At 65.7% G+C, this 23,263-nt stretch carries 25 protein-coding genes; 15 read left to right on the top strand and 10 right to left on the bottom strand.

Annotated elements, in window-relative coordinates; translation table 11 throughout:
- Nucleotides 1–126 precede the first annotated feature (126 nt).
- From D6B98_RS30415 to D6B98_RS30400, 4 genes are read left to right on the top strand one after another with little or no spacing between them, the layout of a single operon-like run.
- The gene (locus D6B98_RS30415) at nt 127–924 is read left to right on the top strand and encodes a ComF family protein (protein WP_126260707.1); all 798 of its coding nucleotides are present in this window, start codon (nt 127–129) and stop codon (nt 922–924) included.
- Nucleotides 925–971: 47 nt separating this feature from the next.
- Nucleotides 972–1,247: a glutaredoxin 3 gene (gene grxC, locus D6B98_RS30410; protein WP_126260706.1), complete on the top strand. Its 276-nt coding sequence runs from the start codon at nt 972–974 to the stop codon at nt 1,245–1,247.
- On the top strand, nt 1,244–2,122 hold the full coding sequence (locus D6B98_RS30405) for a carbon-nitrogen hydrolase family protein (protein WP_126260705.1): 879 nt from the start codon (nt 1,244–1,246) through the stop codon (nt 2,120–2,122). The genes grxC and D6B98_RS30405 overlap by 4 nt, the downstream gene beginning before the upstream one ends.
- Nucleotides 2,119–2,601, top strand: a complete 483-nt coding sequence (locus D6B98_RS30400; RefSeq protein ID WP_126260704.1) for a DUF1178 family protein — start codon at nt 2,119–2,121, stop codon at nt 2,599–2,601. Before D6B98_RS30405 ends, D6B98_RS30400 begins: the two co-directional genes overlap by 4 nt.
- Nucleotides 2,602–2,717: 116 nt before the next feature.
- Here the strand turns inward: D6B98_RS30400 and D6B98_RS30395 are convergent, their stop codons facing one another.
- The 3 genes from D6B98_RS30395 to D6B98_RS30385 all read right to left on the bottom strand — a co-directional run bounded on the left by D6B98_RS30395 (nt 2,718) and on the right by D6B98_RS30385 (nt 4,983).
- Nucleotides 2,718–3,617 carry an EamA family transporter gene (locus D6B98_RS30395; protein ID WP_126260703.1) on the bottom strand — a complete coding sequence of 300 codons (900 nt, stop codon included), beginning with the start codon at nt 3,615–3,617 and terminating at the stop codon, nt 2,718–2,720.
- A 110-nt stretch (nt 3,618–3,727) separates the two neighbouring features.
- Nucleotides 3,728–4,501: a bifunctional 2-polyprenyl-6-hydroxyphenol methylase/3-demethylubiquinol 3-O-methyltransferase UbiG gene (gene ubiG, locus D6B98_RS30390; RefSeq protein ID WP_164718962.1), complete on the bottom strand. Its 774-nt coding sequence runs from the start codon at nt 4,499–4,501 to the stop codon at nt 3,728–3,730.
- A gap of 14 nt (nt 4,502–4,515) precedes the next feature.
- Entirely contained in the window at nt 4,516–4,983 is a 468-nt protein-coding gene (locus D6B98_RS30385; RefSeq protein WP_126260702.1) for a PH domain-containing protein, read from the bottom strand.
- 149 nt (nt 4,984–5,132) lie between these two features.
- Here D6B98_RS30385 and D6B98_RS30380 point away from each other — a divergent pair, with 149 nt between their 5' ends.
- The 5 genes from D6B98_RS30380 to D6B98_RS30360 all read left to right on the top strand — a co-directional run bounded on the left by D6B98_RS30380 (nt 5,133) and on the right by D6B98_RS30360 (nt 12,202).
- Nucleotides 5,133–6,389 (top strand): aspartate kinase, encoded by a 1,257-nt coding sequence (locus tag D6B98_RS30380; RefSeq protein ID WP_126260701.1) that lies wholly within the window; start codon nt 5,133–5,135, stop codon nt 6,387–6,389.
- A 268-nt stretch (nt 6,390–6,657) separates the two neighbouring features.
- Nucleotides 6,658–8,925, top strand: a complete 2,268-nt coding sequence (ptsP, locus tag D6B98_RS30375; protein ID WP_126260700.1) for a phosphoenolpyruvate--protein phosphotransferase — start codon at nt 6,658–6,660, stop codon at nt 8,923–8,925.
- A 57-nt stretch (nt 8,926–8,982) separates the two neighbouring features.
- Complete coding sequence (prfA, locus tag D6B98_RS30370) at nt 8,983–10,068, top strand: peptide chain release factor 1 (protein WP_126260699.1); 1,086 nt, start codon at nt 8,983–8,985, stop codon at nt 10,066–10,068.
- Between the two features lie 3 nt (nt 10,069–10,071).
- Nucleotides 10,072–10,953, top strand: coding sequence for a peptide chain release factor N(5)-glutamine methyltransferase (prmC, locus tag D6B98_RS30365; RefSeq protein WP_126260698.1), 882 nt, complete (start codon nt 10,072–10,074; stop codon nt 10,951–10,953).
- A 463-nt stretch (nt 10,954–11,416) separates the two neighbouring features.
- Nucleotides 11,417–12,202: a DUF4167 domain-containing protein gene (locus tag D6B98_RS30360; RefSeq protein WP_126260697.1), complete on the top strand. Its 786-nt coding sequence runs from the start codon at nt 11,417–11,419 to the stop codon at nt 12,200–12,202.
- Between the two features lie 55 nt (nt 12,203–12,257).
- On the opposite strand, the gene D6B98_RS30355 is transcribed toward D6B98_RS30360, so the two are convergent.
- On the bottom strand, nt 12,258–13,001 hold the full coding sequence (locus D6B98_RS30355; protein WP_126260696.1) for a methyltransferase domain-containing protein: 744 nt from the start codon (nt 12,999–13,001) through the stop codon (nt 12,258–12,260).
- A gap of 108 nt (nt 13,002–13,109) precedes the next feature.
- Between D6B98_RS30355 and gloB the strand changes: the two genes are divergently transcribed.
- Together gloB and D6B98_RS30345 are read left to right on the top strand one after the other, a co-directional pair.
- Nucleotides 13,110–13,877, top strand: coding sequence for a hydroxyacylglutathione hydrolase (gene gloB, locus D6B98_RS30350; protein ID WP_126260695.1), 768 nt, complete (start codon nt 13,110–13,112; stop codon nt 13,875–13,877).
- Between the two features lie 37 nt (nt 13,878–13,914).
- The gene (locus tag D6B98_RS30345) at nt 13,915–14,337 is read left to right on the top strand and encodes a cupin domain-containing protein (RefSeq protein ID WP_126260694.1); all 423 of its coding nucleotides are present in this window, start codon (nt 13,915–13,917) and stop codon (nt 14,335–14,337) included.
- Nucleotides 14,338–14,387: 50 nt separating this feature from the next.
- Here D6B98_RS30345 and yddG read toward each other — a convergent pair whose 3' ends face one another.
- The 3 genes from yddG to D6B98_RS30330 all read right to left on the bottom strand — a co-directional run bounded on the left by yddG (nt 14,388) and on the right by D6B98_RS30330 (nt 17,578).
- The gene (gene yddG / locus D6B98_RS30340; protein ID WP_126260693.1) at nt 14,388–15,257 is read right to left on the bottom strand and encodes an aromatic amino acid exporter YddG; all 870 of its coding nucleotides are present in this window, start codon (nt 15,255–15,257) and stop codon (nt 14,388–14,390) included.
- Nucleotides 15,258–15,419: 162 nt separating this feature from the next.
- Nucleotides 15,420–16,145, bottom strand: a complete 726-nt coding sequence (gene phbB / locus D6B98_RS30335; RefSeq protein ID WP_126260692.1) for an acetoacetyl-CoA reductase — start codon at nt 16,143–16,145, stop codon at nt 15,420–15,422.
- A 254-nt stretch (nt 16,146–16,399) separates the two neighbouring features.
- On the bottom strand, nt 16,400–17,578 hold the full coding sequence (locus D6B98_RS30330; RefSeq protein WP_126260691.1) for an acetyl-CoA C-acetyltransferase: 1,179 nt from the start codon (nt 17,576–17,578) through the stop codon (nt 16,400–16,402).
- 316 nt (nt 17,579–17,894) lie between these two features.
- Here D6B98_RS30330 and phaR point away from each other — a divergent pair, with 316 nt between their 5' ends.
- Nucleotides 17,895–18,485, top strand: a complete 591-nt coding sequence (phaR, locus tag D6B98_RS30325) for a polyhydroxyalkanoate synthesis repressor PhaR (protein WP_126260690.1) — start codon at nt 17,895–17,897, stop codon at nt 18,483–18,485.
- A gap of 43 nt (nt 18,486–18,528) precedes the next feature.
- Nucleotides 18,529–19,149 (top strand): class I SAM-dependent methyltransferase, encoded by a 621-nt coding sequence (locus D6B98_RS30320; protein WP_126260689.1) that lies wholly within the window; start codon nt 18,529–18,531, stop codon nt 19,147–19,149.
- 118 nt (nt 19,150–19,267) lie between these two features.
- On the opposite strand, the gene D6B98_RS30315 is transcribed toward D6B98_RS30320, so the two are convergent.
- Entirely contained in the window at nt 19,268–20,155 is an 888-nt protein-coding gene (locus tag D6B98_RS30315) for a branched-chain amino acid aminotransferase (protein ID WP_126260688.1), read from the bottom strand.
- 134 nt (nt 20,156–20,289) lie between these two features.
- On the opposite strand from D6B98_RS30315, the gene D6B98_RS30310 reads away from it, so the two are divergent.
- The gene (locus D6B98_RS30310) at nt 20,290–21,225 is read left to right on the top strand and encodes an alpha/beta hydrolase (RefSeq protein WP_126260687.1); all 936 of its coding nucleotides are present in this window, start codon (nt 20,290–20,292) and stop codon (nt 21,223–21,225) included.
- 1 nt (nt 21,226) lies between these two features.
- Here the strand turns inward: D6B98_RS30310 and D6B98_RS30305 are convergent, their stop codons facing one another.
- Nucleotides 21,227–21,472, bottom strand: a complete 246-nt coding sequence (locus D6B98_RS30305; RefSeq protein WP_126260686.1) for a hypothetical protein — start codon at nt 21,470–21,472, stop codon at nt 21,227–21,229.
- Nucleotides 21,473–21,687: 215 nt separating this feature from the next.
- On the opposite strand from D6B98_RS30305, the gene D6B98_RS30300 reads away from it, so the two are divergent.
- Nucleotides 21,688–22,560, top strand: a complete 873-nt coding sequence (locus D6B98_RS30300) for a hypothetical protein (protein WP_126260751.1) — start codon at nt 21,688–21,690, stop codon at nt 22,558–22,560.
- A gap of 46 nt (nt 22,561–22,606) precedes the next feature.
- On the opposite strand, the gene D6B98_RS30295 is transcribed toward D6B98_RS30300, so the two are convergent.
- Nucleotides 22,607–23,167 carry a carboxymuconolactone decarboxylase family protein gene (locus D6B98_RS30295; protein WP_126260685.1) on the bottom strand — a complete coding sequence of 187 codons (561 nt, stop codon included), beginning with the start codon at nt 23,165–23,167 and terminating at the stop codon, nt 22,607–22,609.
- Nucleotides 23,168–23,263 lie beyond the last annotated feature (96 nt).

The following is a 23,263-nucleotide window of genomic DNA, read 5'->3' as shown; positions in this document are numbered from 1 at the left end:
GACCACCGTTCTGGCAACGCTCTCGTGTCCCGGACGCGCTGCTGCGCAGAGCCCCCGGCGATGCGCTGCGTCCGGGGCACGAGACCATGACTTGAGCAATCCGGGGTGCAACGCTAGCCTCCCCGCATGGAAGCCGACGCCGCCCCGACCCGCTCCATCGCCGCGCCCTTCCGTGCCGCGTGGACGGCGAGCCGTCACGTGCTGTCGCGGGCAGCTCGGCTCGCGCTCGACATCGCGCTGCCGACGCTGTGCGTGTCCTGCCGCGAACCGGTCGACGGCGAGGGCGTTTGCGCCTCATGCTGGGCGCGGCTGTCGTTCATCGAGCGGCCCTATTGCCCGCGGCTCGGCATTCCCTTCGTCTACGACCCCGGCCCCGACATGCTGTCGATGGAGGCGATCGCGAGCCCGCCGGCCTACATGCGCGCCCGCGCGGCGGTGCGCTATGATGACGTCGCGCGCACGCTGGTGCATGCGCTGAAATACCAGGACCGCACCGATCTGGCGCCCGCAATGGGGCGCTGGATGGCACGGGCGGGCGGCGAGCTGCTGGCCGGCGCCGACATGCTGGTGCCGGTGCCCCTGCACTGGCGGCGGGCCTGGCGCCGCCGCTACAACCAGTCCGGGGCGCTGGCGCGAATCATCGAGCGGCAGAGCGGCGTGAAGGTACAGGGCGACGTGCTGCGCCGGGTGCGCGCGACGGAGCAGCAGATCGGCCTGTCGCGGGCCCAGCGCGCCACCAATGTGCAGGGCGCATTCCAGGTATCTTCCGACCGTCAGGCTGACGTTCAGGGCCGCCGTATTGTCCTGATCGACGATGTCCTCACCTCGGGCGCAACGCTGGATGCCTGCGCGCGGGCCCTGCTGCGCGCCAAAGCCGCCCAGGTTGACGTGCTGGTCTTCGCCCGGGTTGTGGAGGTCAGGTAAAGTCCCATATAATTCAATGAATTCATGACATGAGAGCGCCAGACGAGATGAACGCTGCTGTCGAGATCTACACCAGGCCGGGCTGCGGCTATTGTTCCGCCGCCAAGTCGCTGCTGACCCGCAAGAAGGCCGCCTTCACCGAATTCGACGTCGCCAAGAACCCCTCCTGGCGGGCCGAGATGTACGATCGCGCCGGCGAGGGCTCGACCTTCCCGCAAATCTGGATCGGCGGAACGCATGTCGGCGGCTGCGACGATCTCTACGCACTCGACCGCGAAGGCAAGCTCGACGGCATGCTCGAAGGCGTGAAAGCCAGCTCATGAGCGAGAACCGCACGTTCACCGCCGCGATGGTGCAGATGCGCACCGGCCTGATGCCGGGGCCGAGCCTCGAACAGGCCACCAAGCTGATCCGGCAGGCGGCAGCCAGCGGCGCCGACTACGTGCAGACGCCCGAAGTCAGCAACATGATGCAGCTGAACCGCAAGGCGCTGTTCGAGCATCTGCAGAGCGAGGAGGACGACACCTCGCTGAAGGCTTACCGGGCGCTCGCTCAGGAGCTGAAGATCCATCTCCATGTCGGCTCGCTGGCGCTGCGCTTTTCGCCGGAGAAGGCGGTCAACCGCTCCTTCCTGATCGGGCCCGAGGGCAATTTGCTCGCGAGCTACGACAAGATCCACATGTTCGACATCGAGCTGCCGGACGGGGAGAGCTACCGCGAATCCGCCAATTACCAGCCCGGCGAGACCGCGGTGATCTCCGACCTGCCCTGGGGCCGGGTGGGCTTGACGATCTGCTACGACGTGCGCTTCCCCGCGCTTTATCGCGCGCTGGCCGAGAGCGGCGCGTATTTCATCACCGTGCCCTCGGCCTTCACCCGCAAGACCGGCGAAGCGCATTGGCACGTGCTGCTGCGTGCACGCGCGATCGAGACCGGCTGCTTCATCTTCGCCGCAGCCCAGGCCGGGCTGCACGAGAACAAGCGCGAGACCTACGGCCATTCGCTGATCATCGATCCCTGGGGCGAGATCCTCGCCGAGGGCGACGTCGAGCCCGGCATCGTCATGGCCAGGATCGATCCGGCCAAGGTCGAGACCGCGCGCCGCGCGATTCCCTCGCTCCAGCACGGCCGCCGTTTCGGCGTGTCCGACCCCAAGGCGGGGCCGGACCATCTGCACCTCGTGCGAGGATCGGCATGATCCGCTACGCGCTTCACTGCGACCGGGACCACAGCTTCGAGAGCTGGTTCCAGAGCTCGTCGGCCTATGACCAGCAGGTCAAGCGCAAGCTCGTGACCTGCCCGATCTGCGGCTCGGCCAAGGTCGAGAAGGCGATCATGGCGCCGCGCATCGTCGGCAAGAAGGACCGCGGGCGTGCGACGCCACCGCCGGAAGCAACGGCAGCTCCCGCGCCCGAAGCCGCGCCGTCAGGTCCGACCTCGCTGCTGATGGCGCAGGAGAAAGAGCTGCGCGCCAAGCTGAAGGAGCTGCGCGATCACATCGTCAAGAACGCCGACAATGTCGGCGAGCGCTTCGCCAACGAAGCCCGCGCGATGCATTACGGCGACAAGGAGCACCGCCCGATCTACGGCGAGGCCTCACCGGAAGAAGCGAAATCGCTGATCGACGAGGGCATCGAGGTCTCGCCACTGCCGACGCTACCGGAAGACCGGAACTGACGTCCTCTCCTCTTCGTCATGGCCGGGCTTGACCCAGCCATCCACGTCTTCCATTCCGACGGCACAAAGAACGTGGATGCCCGGGACAGGCCCGGGCATGACGGCGGTTGAAAGAATCAAACCCCCACCAGCACCGCCACGCCGATCACGATCAGCGCGATGCCGAGCAGCTCACGCGGCGCGACCGGCTGCTTGAACGAGTAATACGCCACGGCTTGCGCGAACAGCACCTCGATCAGAGCGAGCGTGCGGACATTGGCGGCAGCCGTCAGTGCGAAGGCCAGAAACCAGAATTGCGAGGCGAAGGCGCCCGTGAAGCCCGCCAGCATCGACGGCCGCCACAACCCAAGGATTCCCCGCAGCACGTCCGGCGCCCGCCAGAGCAGGTAGATCGTCAGGATCAGCGTCTGCACGAACAGGCCGAGCACCAGCGTGACCGACGCCGCGGTCACGAAGGAGACATCCGGCACATTGATGATGGCGCCGCGGAAGCCGACCGCGGAGAGCGCGAAGGCCGCCGCCGCAACGAGGCCGGTGATGGTCGGCTTCAGCTCCGCAAAGCTCTTCTCGCCGCCTGGCCGGAGCGCCGTGATGACGACGCCGATGGTCGCGATCACGATCGCCAGCACCTTCAGCCAAGTCAGGTGATCGCCGAGGAAGACGAAGCCGAAGATCGCGGTCTGGATCGCCTCGGTCTTGAGGTACGCTGTGGTCACCACGAAGGAGCGGTCGTTCATCGCGAGCAGCATCAGGCCGGTGGCGACGATCTGGCTGAGCGCCCCGAGCAGCAGCCACGGCCAGAACGCGGTCGGCGGCATGCCGAGACGATCGCCGGTCGCAACCACCACCACGCCCAGAAACAGCACCGAGAACGGAAAGCCGAACAGGAAGCGGATATTGGTCGCGCCCCAGGTCCCCAGCGGCTTCGTCAACGACCGCTGCATCGCATTGCGCACGACCTGCCCGAGCGCGGCAATGATGGTGAAGGGAATCCAGAGGCTGGCGACGGTGAACATGGGGTGGTGAGCGGGGGTGGGGCCGAAGACTTTGGCCAACCTGCCGTTAGCCGCGAAGCAGGTCAATCACGCCCACGTCATAGGAGCGATGCTCGCCCTACTTACAGCCCTCACACCATGGCTTCGGCCACCACCATGTAGTTGACGTCCATGTCCGAGGAGAGCGACCATTTGTCGGCGAAGGGTGAGTAGACCACGCCGGTCTGCTCGGTGATGACGAGACGGTTGTCGAGCAGATATTTCGTCAGCTCGTCCGGGGTGACGAACTTGTTCCACTCGTGGGTGCCGCGCGGCAGCCAGCGCAGGACGTATTCGGCGCCGACGATGGCGAGCGCGAAGCTCTTCCAGTTGCGGTTCAGCGTCGAGACCACCATGAGGCCGTTCGGCTTCAGCATCGAGGCGCAGCGCTTCAGGAAGACGCCGACGTCGACGACGTGCTCGACCACTTCCATCGCCAGCACGATGTCGAAGCGCTCGCGCGGGTCGATCTCCTCGACCGTGGTGCAGCGGTAGTCGATCGCAAGATGGCCCCTGTCGGCATGCAGCTTCGCCGCGGCGATGTTGCTCTGGGAGGGATCGACGCCGATGACCTGCGCGCCGAGGCGCGACAGCGGCTCGCACAACAGGCCGGCGCCGCAGCCGATGTCGAGCACGCGCAAGCCGGCGAGGCAGTTGAGGCTGCGCACATTGCGCTCGAACTTGCGGCAGGCGGCATCGCGAATATAGCCGAGCCGCAGCGGGTTGATCCGGTGCAGCGGCGCCATCTTGCCATTGGGGTCCCACCACTCCGCCGAGAGTTTCGAGAATTTGGCGATCTCGGCGGCATCGACGGTCGAGCCCGGCTGCGGGCCGGCGGAGAGGGAAGTATTTTGCTGCATGCTCATGGTTGCGCGCGGTCCTACCGCGTGGTGATCGAACTACGGAAGGCGAGCGGCGAGGCGATGGTCTTGATCGTCTCGAAGCCCTCGCCGACGCCGCGAATCGTCACGTCGCCGTAGTTGAGAATACGCCCAAGAATGGTCTGGTCGACGTCGACGCTCTCGACCTTGTCCAGCGCCATTTCGAAGGTGCGGCGCTTGATGAAGCCGGTCTTGTGCACGACCCGGAGATTGGTGACGTCGGTCTCGGTGGTGAAGCGGTGGAACCAGCCCTTGACGGTCCAGTACAGGGCCGCCAGCGCCGCGACAGCTGCGGCCGCGAGACAAAACAGAACGAGCCAGTCGACGATCGCCTGGCGCGACAGGATCAGCAGGGCCAGCGTCACGATCCAGGCCAGGATGGCCGGAAAATAAAAGATCCAGTGCGCATTGGTCGAATACAGCACCCGCTCGCCCGGTTGCAGGATCTCGTCAATATAGCGCGCCATAACCTCGATTGACCCATTGCCCGGATTGGCCGGAGCAGGAACCCGCTTGCCCCCGGCCCCGCCCCTCTGTATACGCGCGGTCGGTGTCCGCCAGGCCCGTCCAGTGCGGGCCACCATACTGATCCTTATGAGGGAATGCACGCGTCGTCATGAGCCGCCTCGTGATGAAATTCGGCGGCACATCCGTCGCCAACATCGAACGTATCCGCAACGTCGCACGCCATGTGAAGCGTGAGGTCGATGCCGGCCACGAGGTGGCCGTGGTCGTCTCGGCGATGTCCGGCAAAACCAACGAGCTGGTGGCCTGGTGCACCGAGGCCTCGCCGATGCATGACGCGCGCGAGTACGACGCCGTCGTCGCCTCGGGGGAGCAGGTCACCTCCGGCCTGCTTGCCATCGTGCTTCAGGGCATGGGCATCCAAGCCCGTTCCTGGCAGGGCTGGCAGATCCCAATCAAGACCAGCGAGGCCCATGCCTCGGCCCGGATCGAGGGCATTGACGGCAGCGAGATCATCAAGCGCTTTAAGGAGCGCAAGGAGGTCGCGGTCATCGCCGGCTTCCAGGGCATCGAGCCCAAGACCAATCGCATCACCACGCTCGGCCGCGGCGGCTCCGATACCTCGGCCGTGGCGGTTGCCGCCGCCGTCAAGGCCGACCGCTGCGACATCTACACCGACGTCGACGGCGTCTACACCACCGACCCGCGAATCGTGCCGAAGGCCAAGAGGCTCGACAAGATCGCGTTCGAAGACATGCTGGAACTGGCCTCCCAGGGCGCCAAGGTGCTCCAGGTCCGCTCCGTGGAACTCGGCATGGTCCACAACATGCCAATCTTCGTCCGCTCGAGCTTCGACAAGCCCGAGGATATCGACCCGCATGCCAACCAGCCGCCCGGCACGCTGATCTGCAGCGAGGAGGAGATCATGGAAAGCCACGTCGTCACCGGTATCGCCTTCTCCAAGGACGAGGCCCAGATCTCGGTGCGCCAGATCGAGGACAAGCCGGGCGTTGCGGCCTCGATCTTCGGCCCGCTGGCGGATGCCAACATCAACGTCGACATGATCGTGCAGAACGTCTCCGAGGACGGCAAGACCACCGATCTCACCTTCACGGTGCCGGCGGCCGATTATACCCGCGCCAAGGACACGATTACCGCCGCCAAGGGCAAGATCGGCTATGCGCGGCTCGATACCGCCACCGACGTCGCCAAGATCTCGGTGATCGGCAGCGGCATGCGCAGCCACGCCGGCGTCGCCGCCCAGGCGTTCTCGGCCCTCGCGAGGCGGAATATCAACATCCGGGCCATTACAACCTCCGAGATCAAATTCTCGGTTTTGATCGACGCCGCCTATACCGAGCTTGCGGTGCGCACGCTGCACACGCTCTACGGTCTCGATCAGGCCTAGACGAATTTTCTCTTAGCGGTCGCAGCAAACGCCGAGGTGTCCACACTTTCGCGTTTGGCAGGCGTTTTGCTTGGCAAAACAAGCCCCAATTCGCTATACGGCGAACAGGGTGGGCTGCCAGAAACTGTGCCCCAGTTCAGGCGGTGCTGATTCGGCTCAGGCAACCGCCTGAGCCGGCGCCGGACGAGCAAGCTTGTTGTTTTTCTGGATACTGGGCGAGCAGCCGCGGCCCCTTTCGGCCCTGGCAGACGGAGGAGATTGACGGTTCATGCGGAGCGCGTCGGGAGGTCCCCGCGTCTTGTTGAGACGGCTCCGCGAAACCATGGCGGAGCAGGTCTCGGCCCAGGAGCGGCTGGACAAGATCGTGGTGCTGATCGCCGCCAACATGGTGGCCGAGGTGTGCTCGGTCTATGTGCTGCGCATCGACAACACGCTGGAGCTCTACGCCACCGAAGGCCTCAACCGCGCGGCGGTGCACCATACCGTGCTGAGCGCCCATGAGGGCCTGGTCGGCCTCGTCGCCAGCGAGGCGACGCCGCTCAATCTGAGCGATGCGCAGAGCCACCCGGCCTTCTCGTTCCGCCCGGAGACCGGCGAAGAGATCTACCATTCCTTCCTCGGCGTGCCGATCCTGCGGGCCGGCAACACGCTCGGCGTGCTGGTGGTGCAGAACCGCGCCAAGCGCAATTATGTCGAGGAAGAGCTCGAGGCACTGCAGACCACCGCGATGGTGCTGGCGGAGCTGATCGCCTCCGGCGAGCTCTCCGCGCTGGCGCAGCCGGGCCACGAGCCCGCCGCGCGCCATTCCGCGCAGAAGGTCGGCGCCATCCTGTCGGAGGGCATCGCGCTCGGCCACGTCGTGCTGCACGAGCCGCGCGTCGTCATCAAGGACTACATCGCCGAGGACCTGCCGAAGGAGATCAAGCGGCTCGACACCGCGCTCGCCAAGCTGCGCGCCGATCTCGACCGCATGCTGGAGCGCGGCGATGTCGCCGAGGGCGGCGAGCATCGCGAGGTGCTGGAAGCCTACCGCATGTTCGCAAACGACCAGGGCTGGTCGCACAAGCTGCACGAAGCGGTCGCCACCGGCCTCACCGCGGAAGCCGCGGTCGAGCGCGTGCAGTCCGACACCCGCGCGCGCATGCTGCGCTCGACCGATCCTTACTTGCGCGACCGGCTGCACGATCTCGAGGATCTCGGCTACCGCCTGATGCGGCAGTTGGTCGGCCAGGACCACGCGCCCTCACGCGAGCAGCTGCCCGACAACGCCATCGTCATCGCGCGCGCGATGGGCCCGGCGGCGCTGCTCGACTACGACCGCAAGCGCCTGCGCGGCATCGTGCTGGAGGAAGGCACCGCCAATTCCCACGTCTCGATCGTGGCGCGCGCGCTCGGCATTCCCGCGGTCGGCGAAGTCCCCAACGCGCCCGGCATCGCCGATCCCGGCGACGCCATCATCGTGGACGGCACTTCCGGCTCGATCTACGTGCGCCCGTCGCAGGAGGTCGAGGCGGCCTTCGCCGAGCGCGTGCGCTTCCGCGCCCGCCGCCAGGCGCAATATCTGGCGCTGCGCGACCGGCCCTGCGTCACCAAGGACGGCCAGAAGGTCGAGCTGATGATCAACGCAGGCCTCGCCATCGACCTGCCGCATATCGAGGACACCGGCAGCGCCGGCATCGGCCTGTTCCGCACCGAGCTGCAATTCATGGTGGGCCAGAGCCTGCCGCGCACCAGCGACCAGCTGGCGCTCTATCGCACCGTGCTGGATGCCGCGGGCACCAAGCCCGTCACCTTCCGCACCCTCGATATCGGCGGCGACAAGGCGCTGCCCTATATGGAAGCGGTGATCGAGGAAAATCCCGCGCTCGGCTGGCGCGCGATCCGGCTCGGGCTCGACCGCCCAGGCCTGTTGCGCGGCCAGATCCGCGCGCTGCTGCGCGCCGGCGGCGGCCGCGCGCTGCGCATCATGTTCCCGATGATCTCGGAGGTCGCCGAATTCGACGCGGCCAAGGCGCTGGTCGAGCGCGAGCTCACTTACTTGCGCCAGCACGGCCACACGCTGCCTGAAAGAATCGACATCGGCACCATGGTCGAGGTGCCGGCCCTGCTCTATCAGCTCGACGAGCTGCTGCGGAAGGTCGACTTCATCTCGGTCGGCTCCAACGATCTGTTCCAGTTCCTGTACGCGGTCGATCGCGGCAATGCCAAGGTCTCCGAACGCTTCGACACCATGTCGGCGCCGATCCTGCGCGCGCTGCGCCAGATCGCGCACCAGTGCGATGCAGCGAAGAAGTCGCTCTCGCTCTGCGGCGAGATGGCGTCGAAGCCGATCGGCGCGCTGGCGCTGATTGCGTTGGGCTACCGCTCGCTGTCGCTTTCGGCGACCGCCCTCGGCCCGGTCAAGGCCATGGTGCTCGATCTCGACGCCAAGAAGGCCGAAGCCATGCTCGGCCCGCTGCTCGACGCGCCGGCCGGCAGCGTCTCGATCCGGCAGAAGCTGACGGAATTTGCCGAGGCCGAAGGCCTGGCCTTGTAGCGGGCCTGTCGCCGCTTCCTGCCGCCTCGCCTCTTTCCGCCATTTGAGACTGAACCGATGTCGTCACTGCCCGAAGCCAAACTGGACGTCCTGCTCGCCCATCACGCCTCGCTCGAGGCCGAATCACTGGGGCAGCTTGCCTCCGAGCGCTACGTGCAGATCACGCGCGAGCTCGCCGAGATCACGCCGCTGATCGAAGCGGTGAAGGCCTACCGTTCCGCCGTCAAGGAGCTCGCCGACACCGAGGCGCTGATCGCCGATCCCGCGACCGATGCCGAGATGCGGGCCATGGCGGAAGCCGAGCGCGACGAGCTGGCACCGAAGATCGAGGAGCTGGTCCAGAAGATTCGCGTCGCGCTCTTGCCCAAGGACGCCATGGACGATCGCAACGTGGTGCTGGAAATCCGCGCCGGCACCGGCGGCGACGAGGCCTCGCTGTTTGCCGGCGATCTGTTCCGGATGTACGAGCGCTTCGCCGCCTTGCAGGGCTGGAAGGTCGAGGTGATCTCGGCCAGCGAAGGCACCGTCGGCGGCTACAAGGAAATCATCGCGGAGGTGCAGGGCCGCGGCGCGTTCTCCAAGCTGAAGTTCGAATCCGGCGTGCACCGCGTCCAGCGCGTGCCCGACACCGAGACGCAGGGACGCATCCACACGTCTGCGGCCACGGTCGCCGTGCTGCCGGAGGTCGAGGACGTCGATGTCGACATCAAGAACGACGATCTGCGCATCGAGACCATGCGCGCGCAAGGCGCCGGCGGCCAGCACGTCAACAAGACCGAATCGGCGATCCGCATCACCCACATCCCGACCGGCATCGTGGTGATGATGCAGGACAGCCGCTCGCAGCACAAGAACCGCGCCTCCGCCATGAACATCCTGCGCTCGCGCATCTACGACGCCGAGCGGCAGCGCGTCGATGCCGCCCGCTCGGCCGAGCGCAAGGAGAAGGTCGGCTCCGGCGACCGCTCCGAGCGCATCCGCACCTACAATTTTCCGCAAGGGCGCGTCACCGACCACCGCATCAATCTGACGCTCTACAAGCTGCCACAGGTGATCGCGGGCGAATCGCTCGGCGAATTGATCGACGCGCTGACCACCGAGCACCAGGCCGCGCAGCTCGCCGCACAAGGCGTGGCGGCGTGACGCGTGAGTAATCCCCTCACCGGACAATCCATCGAGAGCGCGCGGCGCTCGCTGGCTGGACAGCTGAGATCGGCGGGAATCGAGGAGGCCGAGCTCGATGCCCGTATCCTGGTCGGCGCGGTCCTCGGCCTCGATCTGACCGGCCTGATCGCGCAAGCCGCCCGGCCGCTCACGGACGCCGAGGCGTCGCGGCTCACCGAGCATGCACGGCGCCGCAGCGCCGGCGAACCGGTGGCGCGCATTCTCGGCACACGCGAATTCTGGGGCCTGCCGTTTCGTCTGTCGGAAGCAACCCTGGTCCCGCGCCCCGATACCGAGACCGTGGTCGATCTCGCGCTCGAGATCCTTCGCGAACGGAAAGCCGCACCGCCTCCGCGCATCGCCGACATCGGCACCGGATCGGGCGCGATCCTGCTCGCGCTGTTGCACGAAATTCCCGATGCGTTTGGCATCGGCACCGATATCAGCCTGACCGCGCTCAGCACGGCGCGTGACAATGCCGTCGCTCTCGGTCTCGGCGGCCGCGCCGCTTTCGTCGCCTGCTCCTATGCGTCGGCGCTCCGCGGCCCGTTCGACCTCATCGTGTCGAACCCGCCCTATATTCCCTCGGCCGAGATTCCGACATTGAGCGTCGAGGTGCGCGAGCACGATCCGCATCTGGCGCTCGACGGCGGCAACGACGGATATGACGCCTACCGCGCCCTGATCCCGCAGGCGAGCGAGCGCCTCGCCCCCGGCGGCGCGCTGGTCGTCGAGGCCGGCCGGGGCCAGGCGAAAAATATTGAAACCCTCATGGCGGCAGCGGGGTTAACGATGGACAGGCCACCCAAGGCTGACCTGGCGGGCATTCCGCGGGCCGTTTCGGCCCGAAAAATGCCCCCATAAAAGCCGGATTGGCTTGCAAAAAGCTCTTGGAATATCCCTTGGGAACGACTACGTTCCGATCAACACATCGGTGCCGGCCCCGTAGACTTGCGGGTGAAAGCCGGGCTCTCGGGCGAGAGCTTTACTGATTATAGGTTCCAAGCCGCAGGTCCTGTGAAGCGCGATAGCCAGTGGAGCTGCGCTGCTCTCCGACCGCAACGTGAACGAAAGCCTGATATTGCGCTTGAAGACTTACGCAACACCGCTGGGCTTGTTTCGGCAAGCGAAATGAATGGATTCGCTGGCGATCAATGCTGGCGGGTGGGGAACGCGTCCTTGTTGAACGCGACGGTCGACGAACATTGGCAGGGTTGGATCCGCTCTTGCGCGCGGTGCGCGCATGCGACGTGAAACCGCTGTCACCAGGTCACTCCTAGCAATCAGTAATGCGTGCAACCTTTAGGGCTGGAATTAAAGGCAGGACATGAGAAACGGTCAGAACAAGCAGCGGATGCGCAACCGCAACAACAATAACAACAACAACCGGCGCAGCCAGAACCCGATGACCCGGGTCTACGAGTCCAACGGACCCGACATCAAGATCCGCGGCACGGCTTCGCACATCGCCGAAAAGTACCTCCAGCTTGCGCGCGACGCCCGCTCCTCCGGCGACCCCGTTGCGGCGGAGAACTACTACCAGCATGCCGAGCATTATTTCCGCCTGATCGCGGCGGCGCAGGAGCAGTTCCGCCAGAACCAGCAGCCGCGCGGTGACGAGCCCATCAGCAGCCCCAGCGGCGACGATGAGGACGACGGCGAGAATTTCTCGAATTTCGGCCAAGAGCCGGGCTTCGTCCCGCAGCCGCCGCAGCAGCCTTTCGCGCGCGACCGCGACGGCCAGCGCGATCATCACCAGCGTGATCATCAGCAGCGCGACAACCAGCAGCAGCCCTATCAGCGCGACCAGCAGCCGCGCGAGCACCGCGAACGCGATCATCGTCCGCAGCCGCAATATCAGCCGCAGCCGCTGCCCGCCAACCAGCCGCAGCCCGTCATCGCCGATGCCGGCGTCGATCGCCTGCCGTCCTTCATCACCGGCCCGCAGCCGCAAGTGAATGTCGGCGCAAACGGCGGCCAGCCCGGCTTCGAGGCTGGCGGCGGCGGCGGTGGCGAACGGTTTCCGCGTCGGCGGCGCCGGCCGCATGGCCCGCGCCCCGAGCGCGAGGCAGCGCCAGCTGCCTCGAGCGACGATCTCGCGACCGGCGAGTAAGCCTTTTCTGCTTTTCTGATCTGAACTCGTCCCGGCCTCGCCGGGACGAGTTTTTTCAGCCGCGCGTCACCGTCGAGGACGGCACCAGCACGGGCTTGGCGAGCGAGGGAATCAGCCGCGCCCGCTCGCGCTTGGCGGGGATCGCACGATAGACCTGCTTGGTGGCCTCGACGATGTGCACGCCGGCAAAAGGCAGCGACAGCGCCGCACCGGCGCGCTCCCACATCTGTGCCGATCTCAGCACCCAGCCGCCGGCGTAGGGCGGCATGAACAACGCCTCACCCCACGCGGTCGGCGTGAACCAGGTCTGTCGCAACAGATCGGTGATCTGCGAGCGCGAATAGGGCCGGCCGTGACCGAATGGCGTGCTGTCGGTGCGGGTCCACACCCCGCGCCGGTTCGGGATCACCGCGATCACGCGGCCCGAGGGCGACAGCACGCGCCACACCTCGCGCAGCAGCGCGGCCGGATCGTCCGACATCTCTAGCGCGTGAACCAGCAGGATGCGGTCGACCGCGGCGTCGGGAAGCGGCAGCGAGAATTCGTCGACCAGCGAGGCCAGCGCCGGCCGCCCCGTCGGCCATTTCAGGACGCCCTGGGCCGCCGGCATGAAGGCGATGCAGCGCTCGGCATCTTCGCGGAACAACCCCAGATAGGGCGTGGGATAGCCGAGGCCGAGCACGCGCTGGCCCTCCGCGCCCGGCCAGCGCTCCCTGATGCCGCGATTGATCATTTGCCGCGCCACGATCCCGAGGCGGCGGGAATAGAACTCGCGGAGATCGACGACGTCGATGGTCATGACCGCAATGTAACATGCGCAGGGCCGCGCCTGCGCGCGGAATATTGCATTGCCTGCGCAACGTTAACGCCATATTTGTCTGGCGGGGCTGAGCCCGATGGAGATGACATGGCCGCCGAAATTCGTACTTTCACCTGTTTAAACGACAATTTCGGTTATCTGATCCACGATGTGGAAACCAAGGCGACGGCGTCGATCGACGCGCCCGAGGCCGGCCCCATCATCAAGGCGCTGGAGCGCGAGGGTTGGCAGCTCACCGACATCCTGATCACCCATCATCACGGCGATCATGTCGGCGGGGTCGCCGAACTCAAGCGGAAATACGATTGCCGCGTCGTCGCGCCGCACGACAAGACCACCGCGATCGCGAACGTCGACCTGCGTGTCGCCAATGCCGACGTGGTCAAGATCGGCAATTTGCTGGCGCGCGTCCTGGAGACGCCCGGCCACACGCTCGACCACGTCTCCTACGTGTTCGACACCGAGAAGACGGTCTTCGCCGCCGACACGCTGTTCTCGATCGGCTGCGGCCGCGTGTTCGAGGGCACCTATCCGATGATGTGGGATTCGCTTCTGAAGCTGCGCGCCCTGCCCGACGACTTCAGGCTCTATTGCGGCCACGAATACACCGCCTCCAACGTCAAGTTCGCGTTAACCGTCGAGCCCGACAATGCGGCGCTCCAGGCGCGCGCGGCGGAGGTGGCGAAGCTGCGGGCCGAGAACAAGCCGACCATTCCCACGCTGCTGGGCGAGGAGAAACGCGCCAACGTATTCCTGCGCGCCGACGAGCCACAGGTCGCCGCCAAGCTGCACATGAAGGGCGCCGATGCCGCCGCGGTGTTCGGCGAGCTGCGCGAGCGCAAGAATAAATCCTGACGCTCAAGTCCTGAAGAACAAATCCTGACGAGGATCGATGCCGACCGCAGCCGAGATCATCGCGCGCCTTGAACTGCGGCCGCATCCCGAGGGCGGCCATTATCGCGAGACGTTTCGCGATCAGGCCACGGACGCCAACGGCCGTTCGCGCTCGACCTTGATCTATTTCCTGCTCGCCCGCGGCGAGCGCTCGCACTGGCATCGCGTCGATGCGGTCGAGACCTGGCATTATTATGCCGGCAGCCCCTTGAGGCTGCGCATCGCCCATGACGGCTGCTCCCAGCACGAGGTGCGGCTCGGCACCGACCTCGCCGGCGGCGAACGGCCGCAGGCCATCGTGCCGGCGCATGCATGGCAGATGGCGGAAACATCAGGCGAGTGGACCCTGGTCGGCTGCACCGTCGCGCCCGCGTTCGAGTTCGCGGGCTTCGAACTCGCACCGCAGGGCTGGGAACCGTAACTTCGCACCGTCATTTCCGGGTTCGCGCTTCGTGCGCCCCGGAATGACAATCATCGCTTCCTCAGCACCATATCCTTGGCCGCGATCAGGCCACCGCCGGCAATCAGGATCGCTGCGATGGCGATGTTGGCGCTGGCCTTGGCGAAGCCGGCGGCGATGAGGAAGCCGGTCGAGAGCAGCGGCGTCGCGTAGGAGGCGGCGCCGAGCACGCGGATGTCGCCGCGCTTCATGCCGATGTCCCAGGCGTAGAACGCGGCGCCGACGGGGCCGATGCCGAGCGCGATCACCGAGAGCCATTGCAACGCGGTCTCCGGCCAGACGGTGGTTTCGAACAGGCCATGCATCAGCGCGGCCAGCACGGCGGTGGCCAGGCAGAAGCCCGCGACCGCATCGGTCGGCACGGCTTTCAATCGGCGCGACAGCACCGAATAGGTTGCCCAGACGAACGCGGCGATGAAGGCCGCGATCAGTCCCGGCACCGCTCCCGGCGCGAAGCCGGAGGTGTTGCCGGCGAACAGCAGCACGGTGCCGACGAGGCCGAGCACGGCGCCGACGATGTGATGCAGGGCGAGCCGCTCGCCGGGCAGGAACGACGAGAACAGCACGATCAAGAGCGGCCACATGTAGTTCAGAAGGCCGGCATCGGCCGGCGGCGCGAAGCGCAGCGCGAGGAAATACAGCGCGTGATAGCCGAACAGGCCGCCGACGCCGACGACCCAGACGACCGGCGGCTGACGCAGGCTTTTCGCCGCATCGCCGCGCCCGATCCAGGTGAGCAGGCCGACCAGGCCGCCGATCGCGAAGGTCATTGCGGCGAGCTGAAACGCCGGGATCTTTCCGGTCGCCACCGTCATCACCGAGAGCAGCGACCACATCAGGATCGCGGTCAATCCGATCAGCGTCGCGGTACGGGGAGTCATTCCAGGGCCTCGTCGTTCCGGGGCGGCTCGAAGAGCCGAACCCGGAACCTCGAGATTCCGGGTTCGCCGCTGGCGCGGCGCCCCGGAATGACAGGGCATGAGGCCCGGGACAAGCCCGGGCATGACGATGTGAGAAATATCAGCCGGCGTGATGCGCTCGCATCACACCATGTACTGGCCGCCGTTGACCGTCAGCGTCGATCCCGTGATGAAACCGGACTCGTCGGCGGCGAGGAACACGACCGCGCGCGCGATCTCCTCGGGCTCGCCGAGCCGAGCGGCCGGAATCTGGGGGATCACGTTCTTCTCCAGAACGTCCTTCGGCACCGCCTGCACCATTTCGGTGTTGATGTAGCCGGGGCAGATCGCATTCACGGTGATGCCGCCCTTGGCGTTCTCCAGCGCCAGCGCCTTGGTGAAGCCGATGTCGCCGGCCTTCGCCGCGGAGTAATTGACCTGACCGAACTGCCCCTTCTGTCCATTGATCGACGAGATCGAGATGATGCGGCCGAACTTGCGCGCGCGCATGCCCTCGATGACCTGGCGCGTCATGTTGAACAGCGATCCGAGATTGGTGTTGATGACAGCGTTCCACTGCTCGAGCGTCATCTTGTGGAAGGCGGTGTCGCGGGTGATGCCGGCATTGTTGACGAGCACCTCGACCGGCCCGAGATCGGCCTCGACCTTCTTCACGCCTTCGGCGCAGGCCTCGAAGCTGCTGACGTCCCATTTGTACACGGCAATGCCGGTCTCGGCCTTGAACTTCTCCGCCGCCGCGTCGTTGCCGGCATAGCTCGCCGCGACCTTGTAGCCGGCCGCCTTCAGCGCCTTGCTGATCGCAGCACCGATGCCCCGCGTACCACCCGTGACCAATGCAACACGTGCCATGTCGTATTCCTTCCCTTGGACTCTTCGGACGTTTCTGACGTGATCGCTTTTTTAACGTTGGATTATGCGGTTGGTTTGACGGACATCAAGAGCAAAACGCCCGGCGTCGAGCCGGGCGTTTGTATTTAGTCGAGGCCTGCGCGGTTGCGAAGAATATTTGATTTGCAGCCGCTGCCTTTTTAATCGCGTGCAACGCACTCACTGACGTGTGCAGCGCACGCGCAAACTGCGCGTAAGCTGCACGTCGGCGATCGTCAGTCGCGCGCGATGCACATCGCGATGCCCATGCCGCCGCCGATGCACAGCGTGGCGAGGCCCTTCTTCGAATCGCGCTTCTGCATTTCGTGCAGCAGCGTCACCAGCACGCGCGCACCGGACGCACCGACCGGATGGCCGATTGCGATGGCGCCGCCATTGACGTTGACCTTGGAGGTGTCCCAGCCGAGGTCCTTGTTGACGGCACAGGCCTGGGCCGCGAAGGCTTCGTTGGCCTCGATCAGATCGAGATCGCCGACATTCCAGCCCGCCTTCTTCAGCGCGGCGCGCGAAGCCGGGATCGGGCCCGAGCCCATGATCTTGGGATCGACGCCGGCCTGCGCCCAGGAGACGATTCGCGCCAGCGGCTTCTTGCCTTCCTTGGCCGCCTGCTTGGCGGTCATCAGCACCACGGCGGCAGCGCCGTCATTGATGCCGGACGCAGAGCCTGCGGTGACCGTGCCGTCCTTCTCGAAGGCGGGACGGAGCTTGGCCATCGCGTCGAGCGTTGCGCCATGACGCGGATATTCGTCGGCGCTGACGACGACGTCGCCCTTGCGGGTCTTGATGGTGACGGGGACGATCTCGTCGTTGAACTTGCCGGCCTTCTGCGCCGCCTCGGCCTTCTGCTGCGAGGCCACCGCGAACTCGTCCTGCTGGGCGCGGGTGATCTGCCACTGTCGCGCGACGTTCTCGGCGGTATTGCCCATGTGGTAGCCGTTGAAGGCATCCCACAGACCGTCCTTGATCATGGTGTCGACGAACTCGACGGGTCCCATCTTGACGCCGCCACGCAGATATTGGGCGTGCGGGGCCATGCTCATGGATTCCTGGCCGCCTGCAACCACGATCTCGGAATCGCCGTTGAGCAGCGCCTGGTAGCCGAGTGCGACCGTGCGCAGGCCCGAGCCGCAAAGCTGGTTGACGCCCCAGGCCGGGCTCTCCACCGGAATGCCGGCGGCGATCGAGGCCTGGCGGGCGGGGTTCTGGCCCTGCGCGGCGGTCAGGATCTGCCCCATGATGACTTCCGAGACCCGGCCGGGCTCGATGCCACCGCGCTCCAGCGCCGCCTTGATGGCGATGGCGCCGAGATCGTGGGCGGGAAGGGTCGCGAACGCTCCGTTGAAGCTACCGACCGGGGTGCGGGCGGCGCTGACGATGACGACATCGTCTGACATGGGCATCTCCTGAGGCTTGAGGTTTTTTAAAGGGGGCAGGCGGAGCTTTACGAGAACGGCTCGCCAGTGTCGTGAGCCATCCTGTTAACGTCGTTGAGGCATGTCAATCGGCCGGCGACCGAATTCATGCCGCAGCGCATTCAAAATAGCGTTCTTGGCGCTTTCGCAAGCACGATTTTGCTCTGCGATTAACCGTGCCGCACAAAACGGTAGCGTGCCCCCTTTGAAAATGCTTATTTTGTTGCGTTGCGTACTCTTCCCGCCCTGCGGCATGGCCCGCCGGGTTCCCGTTCTCCGCGCTTGCAAGTGAGAGCCCATGGCGAAATCAGACCAACCCACCACCATCAAGAAATACGCGAACCGCCGGCTCTACAACACCGGAACGAGCACCTATGTGACGCTGGAAGACCTCGCCGCGATGGTCAAGGAAGGCGAGGATTTCCTGGTCTATGACGCCAAGACCGGTGACGACATCACCCGCTCGGTGCTGGCCCAGATCATCTTCGAGCAGGAGAACAAGGCCGGCCAGAACCTGCTCCCGACCACCTTCCTGCGCCAGCTGATCCGCTTCTACGGCGACAGCATGCAGATGGTGGTGCCGAAATATCTGGAGCAGTCGATCGCGACCCTGACCCAGGAGCAAGAGAAGTTCCGCAAGCAGATCGCCAATACCCTGTCCGGCACTCCTTTTGCTCCTTTGGAAGAACAAGTCCGCCGTAACATGGAGCTGTTCCAGCAGACCTTCTCGATGTTCAAGCCCTTCGTCCCGCCGCGCCCGGCGACCACCGCCGAGGCGGGGTCCGACGCGAATGCTGAAACGCCGAAGGACAGCAACATCGACGATCTGCGCCAGCAGATGAAGGAAATGCAGGAGCGCCTGGAGCGGATGTCGAAGAAGGAGGAATAGCTCCTCCTTCGTCCCGGCATCCGGTTGAGCCGGAGAATACGAGATGTCCGACCGAAGCTCGCATTGGGACAGCGTCTACGCCACCAAGGGCGAGAACGAGGTCAGCTGGTTTCAGAATAGCCCGTCGACCTCGCTCGCGATGATCCGGGCCACCAATCCCGATCGCGGGTCGGCCATCATCGATATCGGCGGCGGCGCTTCGCGTCTGGTCGATGCGCTGCTGGCTGACGGATATCGCGACGTCTCTGTGCTGGATCTTTCCGCCCATGCGCTTAACGCGGCGAAGAAGCGGATCGGCGCAAGCGCTTCGATGGTCGACTGGATCGTTGCCGATGCCACCAGATGGCAGCCGGCAAAGACCTACGAGGTCTGGCACGACCGCGCCGCGTTCCACTTCCTGACCGACCCGGGCGACAGGGCGGCTTACGTCGAGCGCCTGCGGTCTGGGGTCGCGCCCGGCGGCCACGTCATCATCGCGACGTTTGCGCCCGATGGTCCGGAGAAATGCAGCGGCCTGCCGGTGCAGCGCCATGACAGCGCCAGCCTCAAGGCGGAGCTCGGGCCGGAGTTCGAGCTGATCGAGACGCGCCGCGAGACGCATCAGACACCGTGGGATTCGACGCAGGCGTTTCAGTTCAGCCGGTTTCGGAAGCGTAGCTCGTAAGCGAAGCCCGCAGGCTCCACCAACTCGTCATTGCGAGCGCAGCGAAGCAATCCAGACTGCCGCCGCGGAAAGATCCTGGATTGCTTCGCTGCGCTCGCAATGACGGAGGAATCGGCGCCTACGCCGCCAGCTTCACCGCATGCGCAAAGTCCCAATAGAGTTTTCGCGCTTTGGCGTAGAACGGACCCGGCTTCAGCTCGCGCGCGTCGATGCGGATCACCGGGGCGACCTTGGCGAAATTGCCGGTGGAGAAGATTTCGTCGGCAGCGAGGAAATCGGCATAGCGTAACGTCTTCTCGACCACATTGACGCCGTCGCCGCGGAGCAGGCTGATGACGCGCTGGCGCGTGATGCCGTCGAGGAACGTGCCGTTGGGAACCGGCGTGTAGACCACGCCGTCCCTGGCCATGAAAACGTTGGAATTGCCGAACTCGGCGACGTTGCCGAGCATGTCCAGCATCAGCGCGTTCTGGAAGCCGCGCGAGGCGGCTTCCGCCAGCGCACGCGAATTGTTCGGATAGAGGCAGGCCGCCTTCGCCTCGACCGGCGCGCATTCGGCGGTGGGCCGGCGGAACGGCGACAGGGTGATGGCGTTGCCGACCGGCTTTGGCATCGGCGCCTCGTAGATGCACAGGCACCAATTGGTGGTTTCGGGATCGAACAGCACGCCGCCGCCCGAGCCGCTCTGCGCCCAATACATCGGACGGACGTAGAGCTCGGCATTGGCCGCAAAGCGTGCGATGCCTTCGGTCGCAAGCCCGAGCCAGGTGCTGGTATCGACCACCGGCTTCAGGCCAAAATTGATCGCGGATTGATTGGCGCGCGCGAGGTGACGGTCGAGATCGGGCGCGACGCCCTCGAACGCGCGCGCACCGTCGAATACCACCGAGCCGAGCCAGGCCGCGTGCGTGCGCGGGCCCATGATCGGCACGTTGCCGTCGTGCCATTTACCCTCGAAGAAGGTCCAGCTCGGCGAATATTCGATCGGCTTCTTGATCTCGGCCATGACGGCCTCCCCTTGGAAATATCCGGGCACTATTGTCCCAATTTCTAAACGATTTGCTGCCGGACCTGCACCCTCCCCTGGAGGGTAAAACGCGCCAAAAAGGCTATAATGCGGGCGATGATACGGAGATTGCCATGCCGCTCGATCCGCTCGCAAAGCGCTTGTTGACCATGATGGCCGCGGCTGCGCCGCAGGCGAAAAGCCGGCCGAGCGTGGAGGCGCGGCGGCAATCGCTGGCCAAGCTGATGCAGTTCGCGCGTGCGGATGCGCCGGATGTGACGACGCGCGATGGCGTGCTGCCCGGCCGCGCCGGCGAGGTGCCCTATCGCCTCTACACGCCTGCAAATGCCGACGAGCTTGCACCGGGCTTCGTGTTCTTTCATGGCGGCGGCCTCGTCGCCGGCGGCATCGCCACGCATGATCGCATCGCGGCGGCGCTGGCGCATGCCACCGGCTGCCGCCTCGTTTCCGTCGATTACCGACTCGCGCCGGAGCACAGATTTCCTGCCGCCGTCGACGATGCCATCGCGGCCACCGAATGGGTCGCGCGCGAGGCCGCATCGCTCGGCATCGACGCGGACCGCCTGGTGGTCGGCGGCGATTCCGCCGGTGCAACGCTCGCTGCGATCGTATGTCAGGAGGCGGCGCAGACCGCGGGCCTTGCCATCGCCGCGCAATGCCTGATCTGCCCGGTGCTGGATTTCGAGGAAACCTCGCCGTCGCGCGAGGCCTTTGCCGAGGGTCATCTGATCGATCGCGTCACGATCGAGGCCGATCTTTCCGACTATCTGCCCGACGACATCGACACCGCCGACCCCCGCGTCTCTCCCCTGCGCGCCACCCGGCTCACCGGCCTGCCGACCGCGATCATCCACACCGCCGAGTACGACCCGATGCGCGATGAAGGCAATGCCTATGCCCGCAAGCTGCTCGCCGCAGGCGTCGCCGTCGAGCATGTCTGCCACGACGGCATGGTTCACAATTTCCACGCCATGGGCGCGATCCTGCCGCAGGCGCAGCTCGTGCTGTCGCAAATCGGCGAGCAGGTGCGGCGAGCGGTGGAGAGGTAGATCACACGCGCGCGCCGAGCACGGCCCTGGCCGCCATGACATAGTCAGGCCAATGCGCGTCCGCATAACGCTCCGCCTGGCGGGCGCAGGTGACGTCGGGCGCATGCGCTGCGGCAATCATGCGCGCAAAGCGTTCTTCGGCAACCGTCGTGTCATCGACCACTGGCGCCGGTGCGGCCGCCGCAGCGGTCGGAGCGAGGGCGAGCCCCGCCATTCCGGCGAGCAGGATGCGGCGTGACGTGGTCATGGCTGTCGTCCTCCGTTGTCTGGCCTGCACTCTGGCCGGCGAGAGTGTCGGTGCAGTCACGACAGGGTAGCCGCGTGCGTCGATACAGTCCATCGTTTGCCGATAGCGCTTGACCGCGGGAGCGATCACGTTCCATCTAGCGTGCGCTTCCGCCACCAGAGCCTCACGCGTCGGATTGTCACGTGTCAACTCGCAACCCACCGCATCGTCCGGCTTTGCGCGCCGTCGCGCTGGGGCTGGCCTGCGTGACGGTTTCAGCAAGCGCGGCCTTCCCCGCCGAGGCGGACGAGGACGCACCGGCAAAGCCGACTGTTCCGAACATCTACCTCGACCTCCGCACCAGCTACGCGACGATCCCCGCAGGCACGCTCGGGCTCGGCTTCGGCACCACCTCGCTGTCGGCCGCGTTCCAAGCCCTGGCGGCGCGACGAAGCACGACGCTGCCGAACGGCCTGCCGGCGGCGAAGTCGATTGCCGTTGACCTGCCGCTGACTGTCGACGTCACCGACCGTGTCTCGCTCTATGGCGGCGTGTCCGGATCGACGACGGATATCGGCGGCGGCTGGTCGTCCTTCGACATCACCAGCTGGAACATCGGCGTGCAGGCCGACCTCCACCAGCAGAATGGCGGCAAGATCCCGACCATCACGCTGCAATCGACGCTGACGCAGTCGGTGCCGAACGAGCAGGGCATGGTGAATTCCTTCAACAACATCCTGGAATTCGACTACGCGCTCGACGAGGACGAGACGCGAGGCTGGTTGGCCGGCATGCAATACACCACCGCCACCATTGCCAGTACGTTCGCCAGCATCCGGCCGAACACGATCCTCTATGCCGGCGGCTACTACCAATGGCCGAGCAACTGGAAGTTCACCGGGCGCCTCGGCATGCAGTCCTTCGGTGGCGCGCAGCTCGCGGGACGGACGATCGCGGAGTCCTTCACCCAGCCGATCCTGCGGCTCGACCTTGACCGCATGGACGACAACGACAACCGCCTGTTCGGCATCACCGCGCTGATCGCGTGGACGCCGAAGCCGTCCTATCAGCTGACCTTGCGAACGCCGCTCTACGCCGTGCGCAATTGAGCATGATCCCGGAAAAGGATCATGCTCAAATGAAACGAAGCCGCTGCTAATCCGGAACCGGCACGTCGAACGTGTTGAGCGTGACCGAGACCATGCAGTAGACGCCGACCAGATAGGACAGCTCGGCCGCACCGTGTTCGCCGAACTCCTTCACCGCCGCACGATAAGTCAGCTCTGGCAGCACGCCACCGCTGACCAGGGCCGAGGCCATGTCATAGGCGACCGCCTCCTGCCTGGTGAGGTCCACCGGCCGCTGCCCCGCAACGATGGTCGCGAGTTTCTCGTCGGAGAGGCCGCGCTGCTCGGCGACAAGCACATGAGCATAGAGTTCGTAACCGGACCGGAAATGCGAGCCGGTGACGAGGATCGCGACCTCGCGCACCGGCGCGGGCAGCAACGGGTTCGACGCGATCGCCTTGACCAGCTCCCACACCGGCCCGCCGAAGCGCGGCTCGCGGATCCAGGGGTTCCAGGGCCCGAGCAGCGCGCCGTCGTCGCGCATGTTCACAAAACCCTTGAAATGGTCGGTGATGCCGGCTCGCATGTCGTCATAGAGCGGCTTCTGTTCGTCGGTCAGATCCTTGGGATCGAGAATGGGAAGGCGCACGGCAGGATCTCCTCGTTGAGACCACAACCGTCACCTGCATGCGTGCGCAGGGCAAGTGAAGTTGCCGTGACGGTCGTGCCAATTTGGAAAACGGCA

The sequence above is a fragment of the Bradyrhizobium sp. LVM 105 genome, assembly GCF_003957705.1.
In the GTDB taxonomy this organism is placed as follows: domain Bacteria; phylum Pseudomonadota; class Alphaproteobacteria; order Rhizobiales; family Xanthobacteraceae; genus Bradyrhizobium; species Bradyrhizobium frederickii.
The sequence above is the reverse complement of the archived record's forward strand: the minus strand, read 5'-3'. Positions and strand labels throughout refer to the sequence as shown.

Excerpts from the sequence above, each read along its gene's own strand:
- phbB (WP_126260692.1), bottom strand. The coding sequence starts at position 16,145 with ATGGCACGTGTTGCATTGGTCACGGGTGGTACGCGGGGCATCGGTGCT.
- phaR (WP_126260690.1), top strand. The coding sequence starts at position 17,895 with ATGGCGAAATCAGACCAACCCACCACCATCAAGAAATACGCGAACCGC.
- D6B98_RS30330 (WP_126260691.1), bottom strand. The coding sequence starts at position 17,578 with ATGTCAGACGATGTCGTCATCGTCAGCGCCGCCCGCACCCCGGTCGGT.
- D6B98_RS30400 (WP_126260704.1), top strand. The coding sequence starts at position 2,119 with ATGATCCGCTACGCGCTTCACTGCGACCGGGACCACAGCTTCGAGAGC.
- D6B98_RS30395 (WP_126260703.1), bottom strand. The coding sequence starts at position 3,617 with ATGTTCACCGTCGCCAGCCTCTGGATTCCCTTCACCATCATTGCCGCG.
- D6B98_RS30305 (WP_126260686.1), bottom strand. The coding sequence starts at position 21,472 with ATGACCACGTCACGCCGCATCCTGCTCGCCGGAATGGCGGGGCTCGCC.
- D6B98_RS30385 (WP_126260702.1), bottom strand. The coding sequence starts at position 4,983 with ATGGCGCGCTATATTGACGAGATCCTGCAACCGGGCGAGCGGGTGCTG.
- D6B98_RS30355 (WP_126260696.1), bottom strand. The coding sequence starts at position 13,001 with ATGACCATCGACGTCGTCGATCTCCGCGAGTTCTATTCCCGCCGCCTC.
- grxC (WP_126260706.1), top strand. The coding sequence starts at position 972 with ATGAACGCTGCTGTCGAGATCTACACCAGGCCGGGCTGCGGCTATTGT.
- D6B98_RS30345 (WP_126260694.1), top strand. The coding sequence starts at position 13,915 with ATGCCGACCGCAGCCGAGATCATCGCGCGCCTTGAACTGCGGCCGCAT.
- D6B98_RS30415 (WP_126260707.1), top strand. The coding sequence starts at position 127 with ATGGAAGCCGACGCCGCCCCGACCCGCTCCATCGCCGCGCCCTTCCGT.
- D6B98_RS30315 (WP_126260688.1), bottom strand. The coding sequence starts at position 20,155 with ATGGCCGAGATCAAGAAGCCGATCGAATATTCGCCGAGCTGGACCTTC.
- yddG (WP_126260693.1), bottom strand. The coding sequence starts at position 15,257 with ATGACTCCCCGTACCGCGACGCTGATCGGATTGACCGCGATCCTGATG.
- D6B98_RS30405 (WP_126260705.1), top strand. The coding sequence starts at position 1,244 with ATGAGCGAGAACCGCACGTTCACCGCCGCGATGGTGCAGATGCGCACC.
- D6B98_RS30320 (WP_126260689.1), top strand. The coding sequence starts at position 18,529 with ATGTCCGACCGAAGCTCGCATTGGGACAGCGTCTACGCCACCAAGGGC.
- ptsP (WP_126260700.1), top strand. The coding sequence starts at position 6,658 with ATGCGGAGCGCGTCGGGAGGTCCCCGCGTCTTGTTGAGACGGCTCCGC.
- ubiG (WP_164718962.1), bottom strand. The coding sequence starts at position 4,501 with ATGAGCATGCAGCAAAATACTTCCCTCTCCGCCGGCCCGCAGCCGGGC.
- prfA (WP_126260699.1), top strand. The coding sequence starts at position 8,983 with ATGTCGTCACTGCCCGAAGCCAAACTGGACGTCCTGCTCGCCCATCAC.
- D6B98_RS30360 (WP_126260697.1), top strand. The coding sequence starts at position 11,417 with ATGAGAAACGGTCAGAACAAGCAGCGGATGCGCAACCGCAACAACAAT.
- D6B98_RS30310 (WP_126260687.1), top strand. The coding sequence starts at position 20,290 with ATGCCGCTCGATCCGCTCGCAAAGCGCTTGTTGACCATGATGGCCGCG.
- D6B98_RS30380 (WP_126260701.1), top strand. The coding sequence starts at position 5,133 with ATGAGCCGCCTCGTGATGAAATTCGGCGGCACATCCGTCGCCAACATC.
- gloB (WP_126260695.1), top strand. The coding sequence starts at position 13,110 with ATGGCCGCCGAAATTCGTACTTTCACCTGTTTAAACGACAATTTCGGT.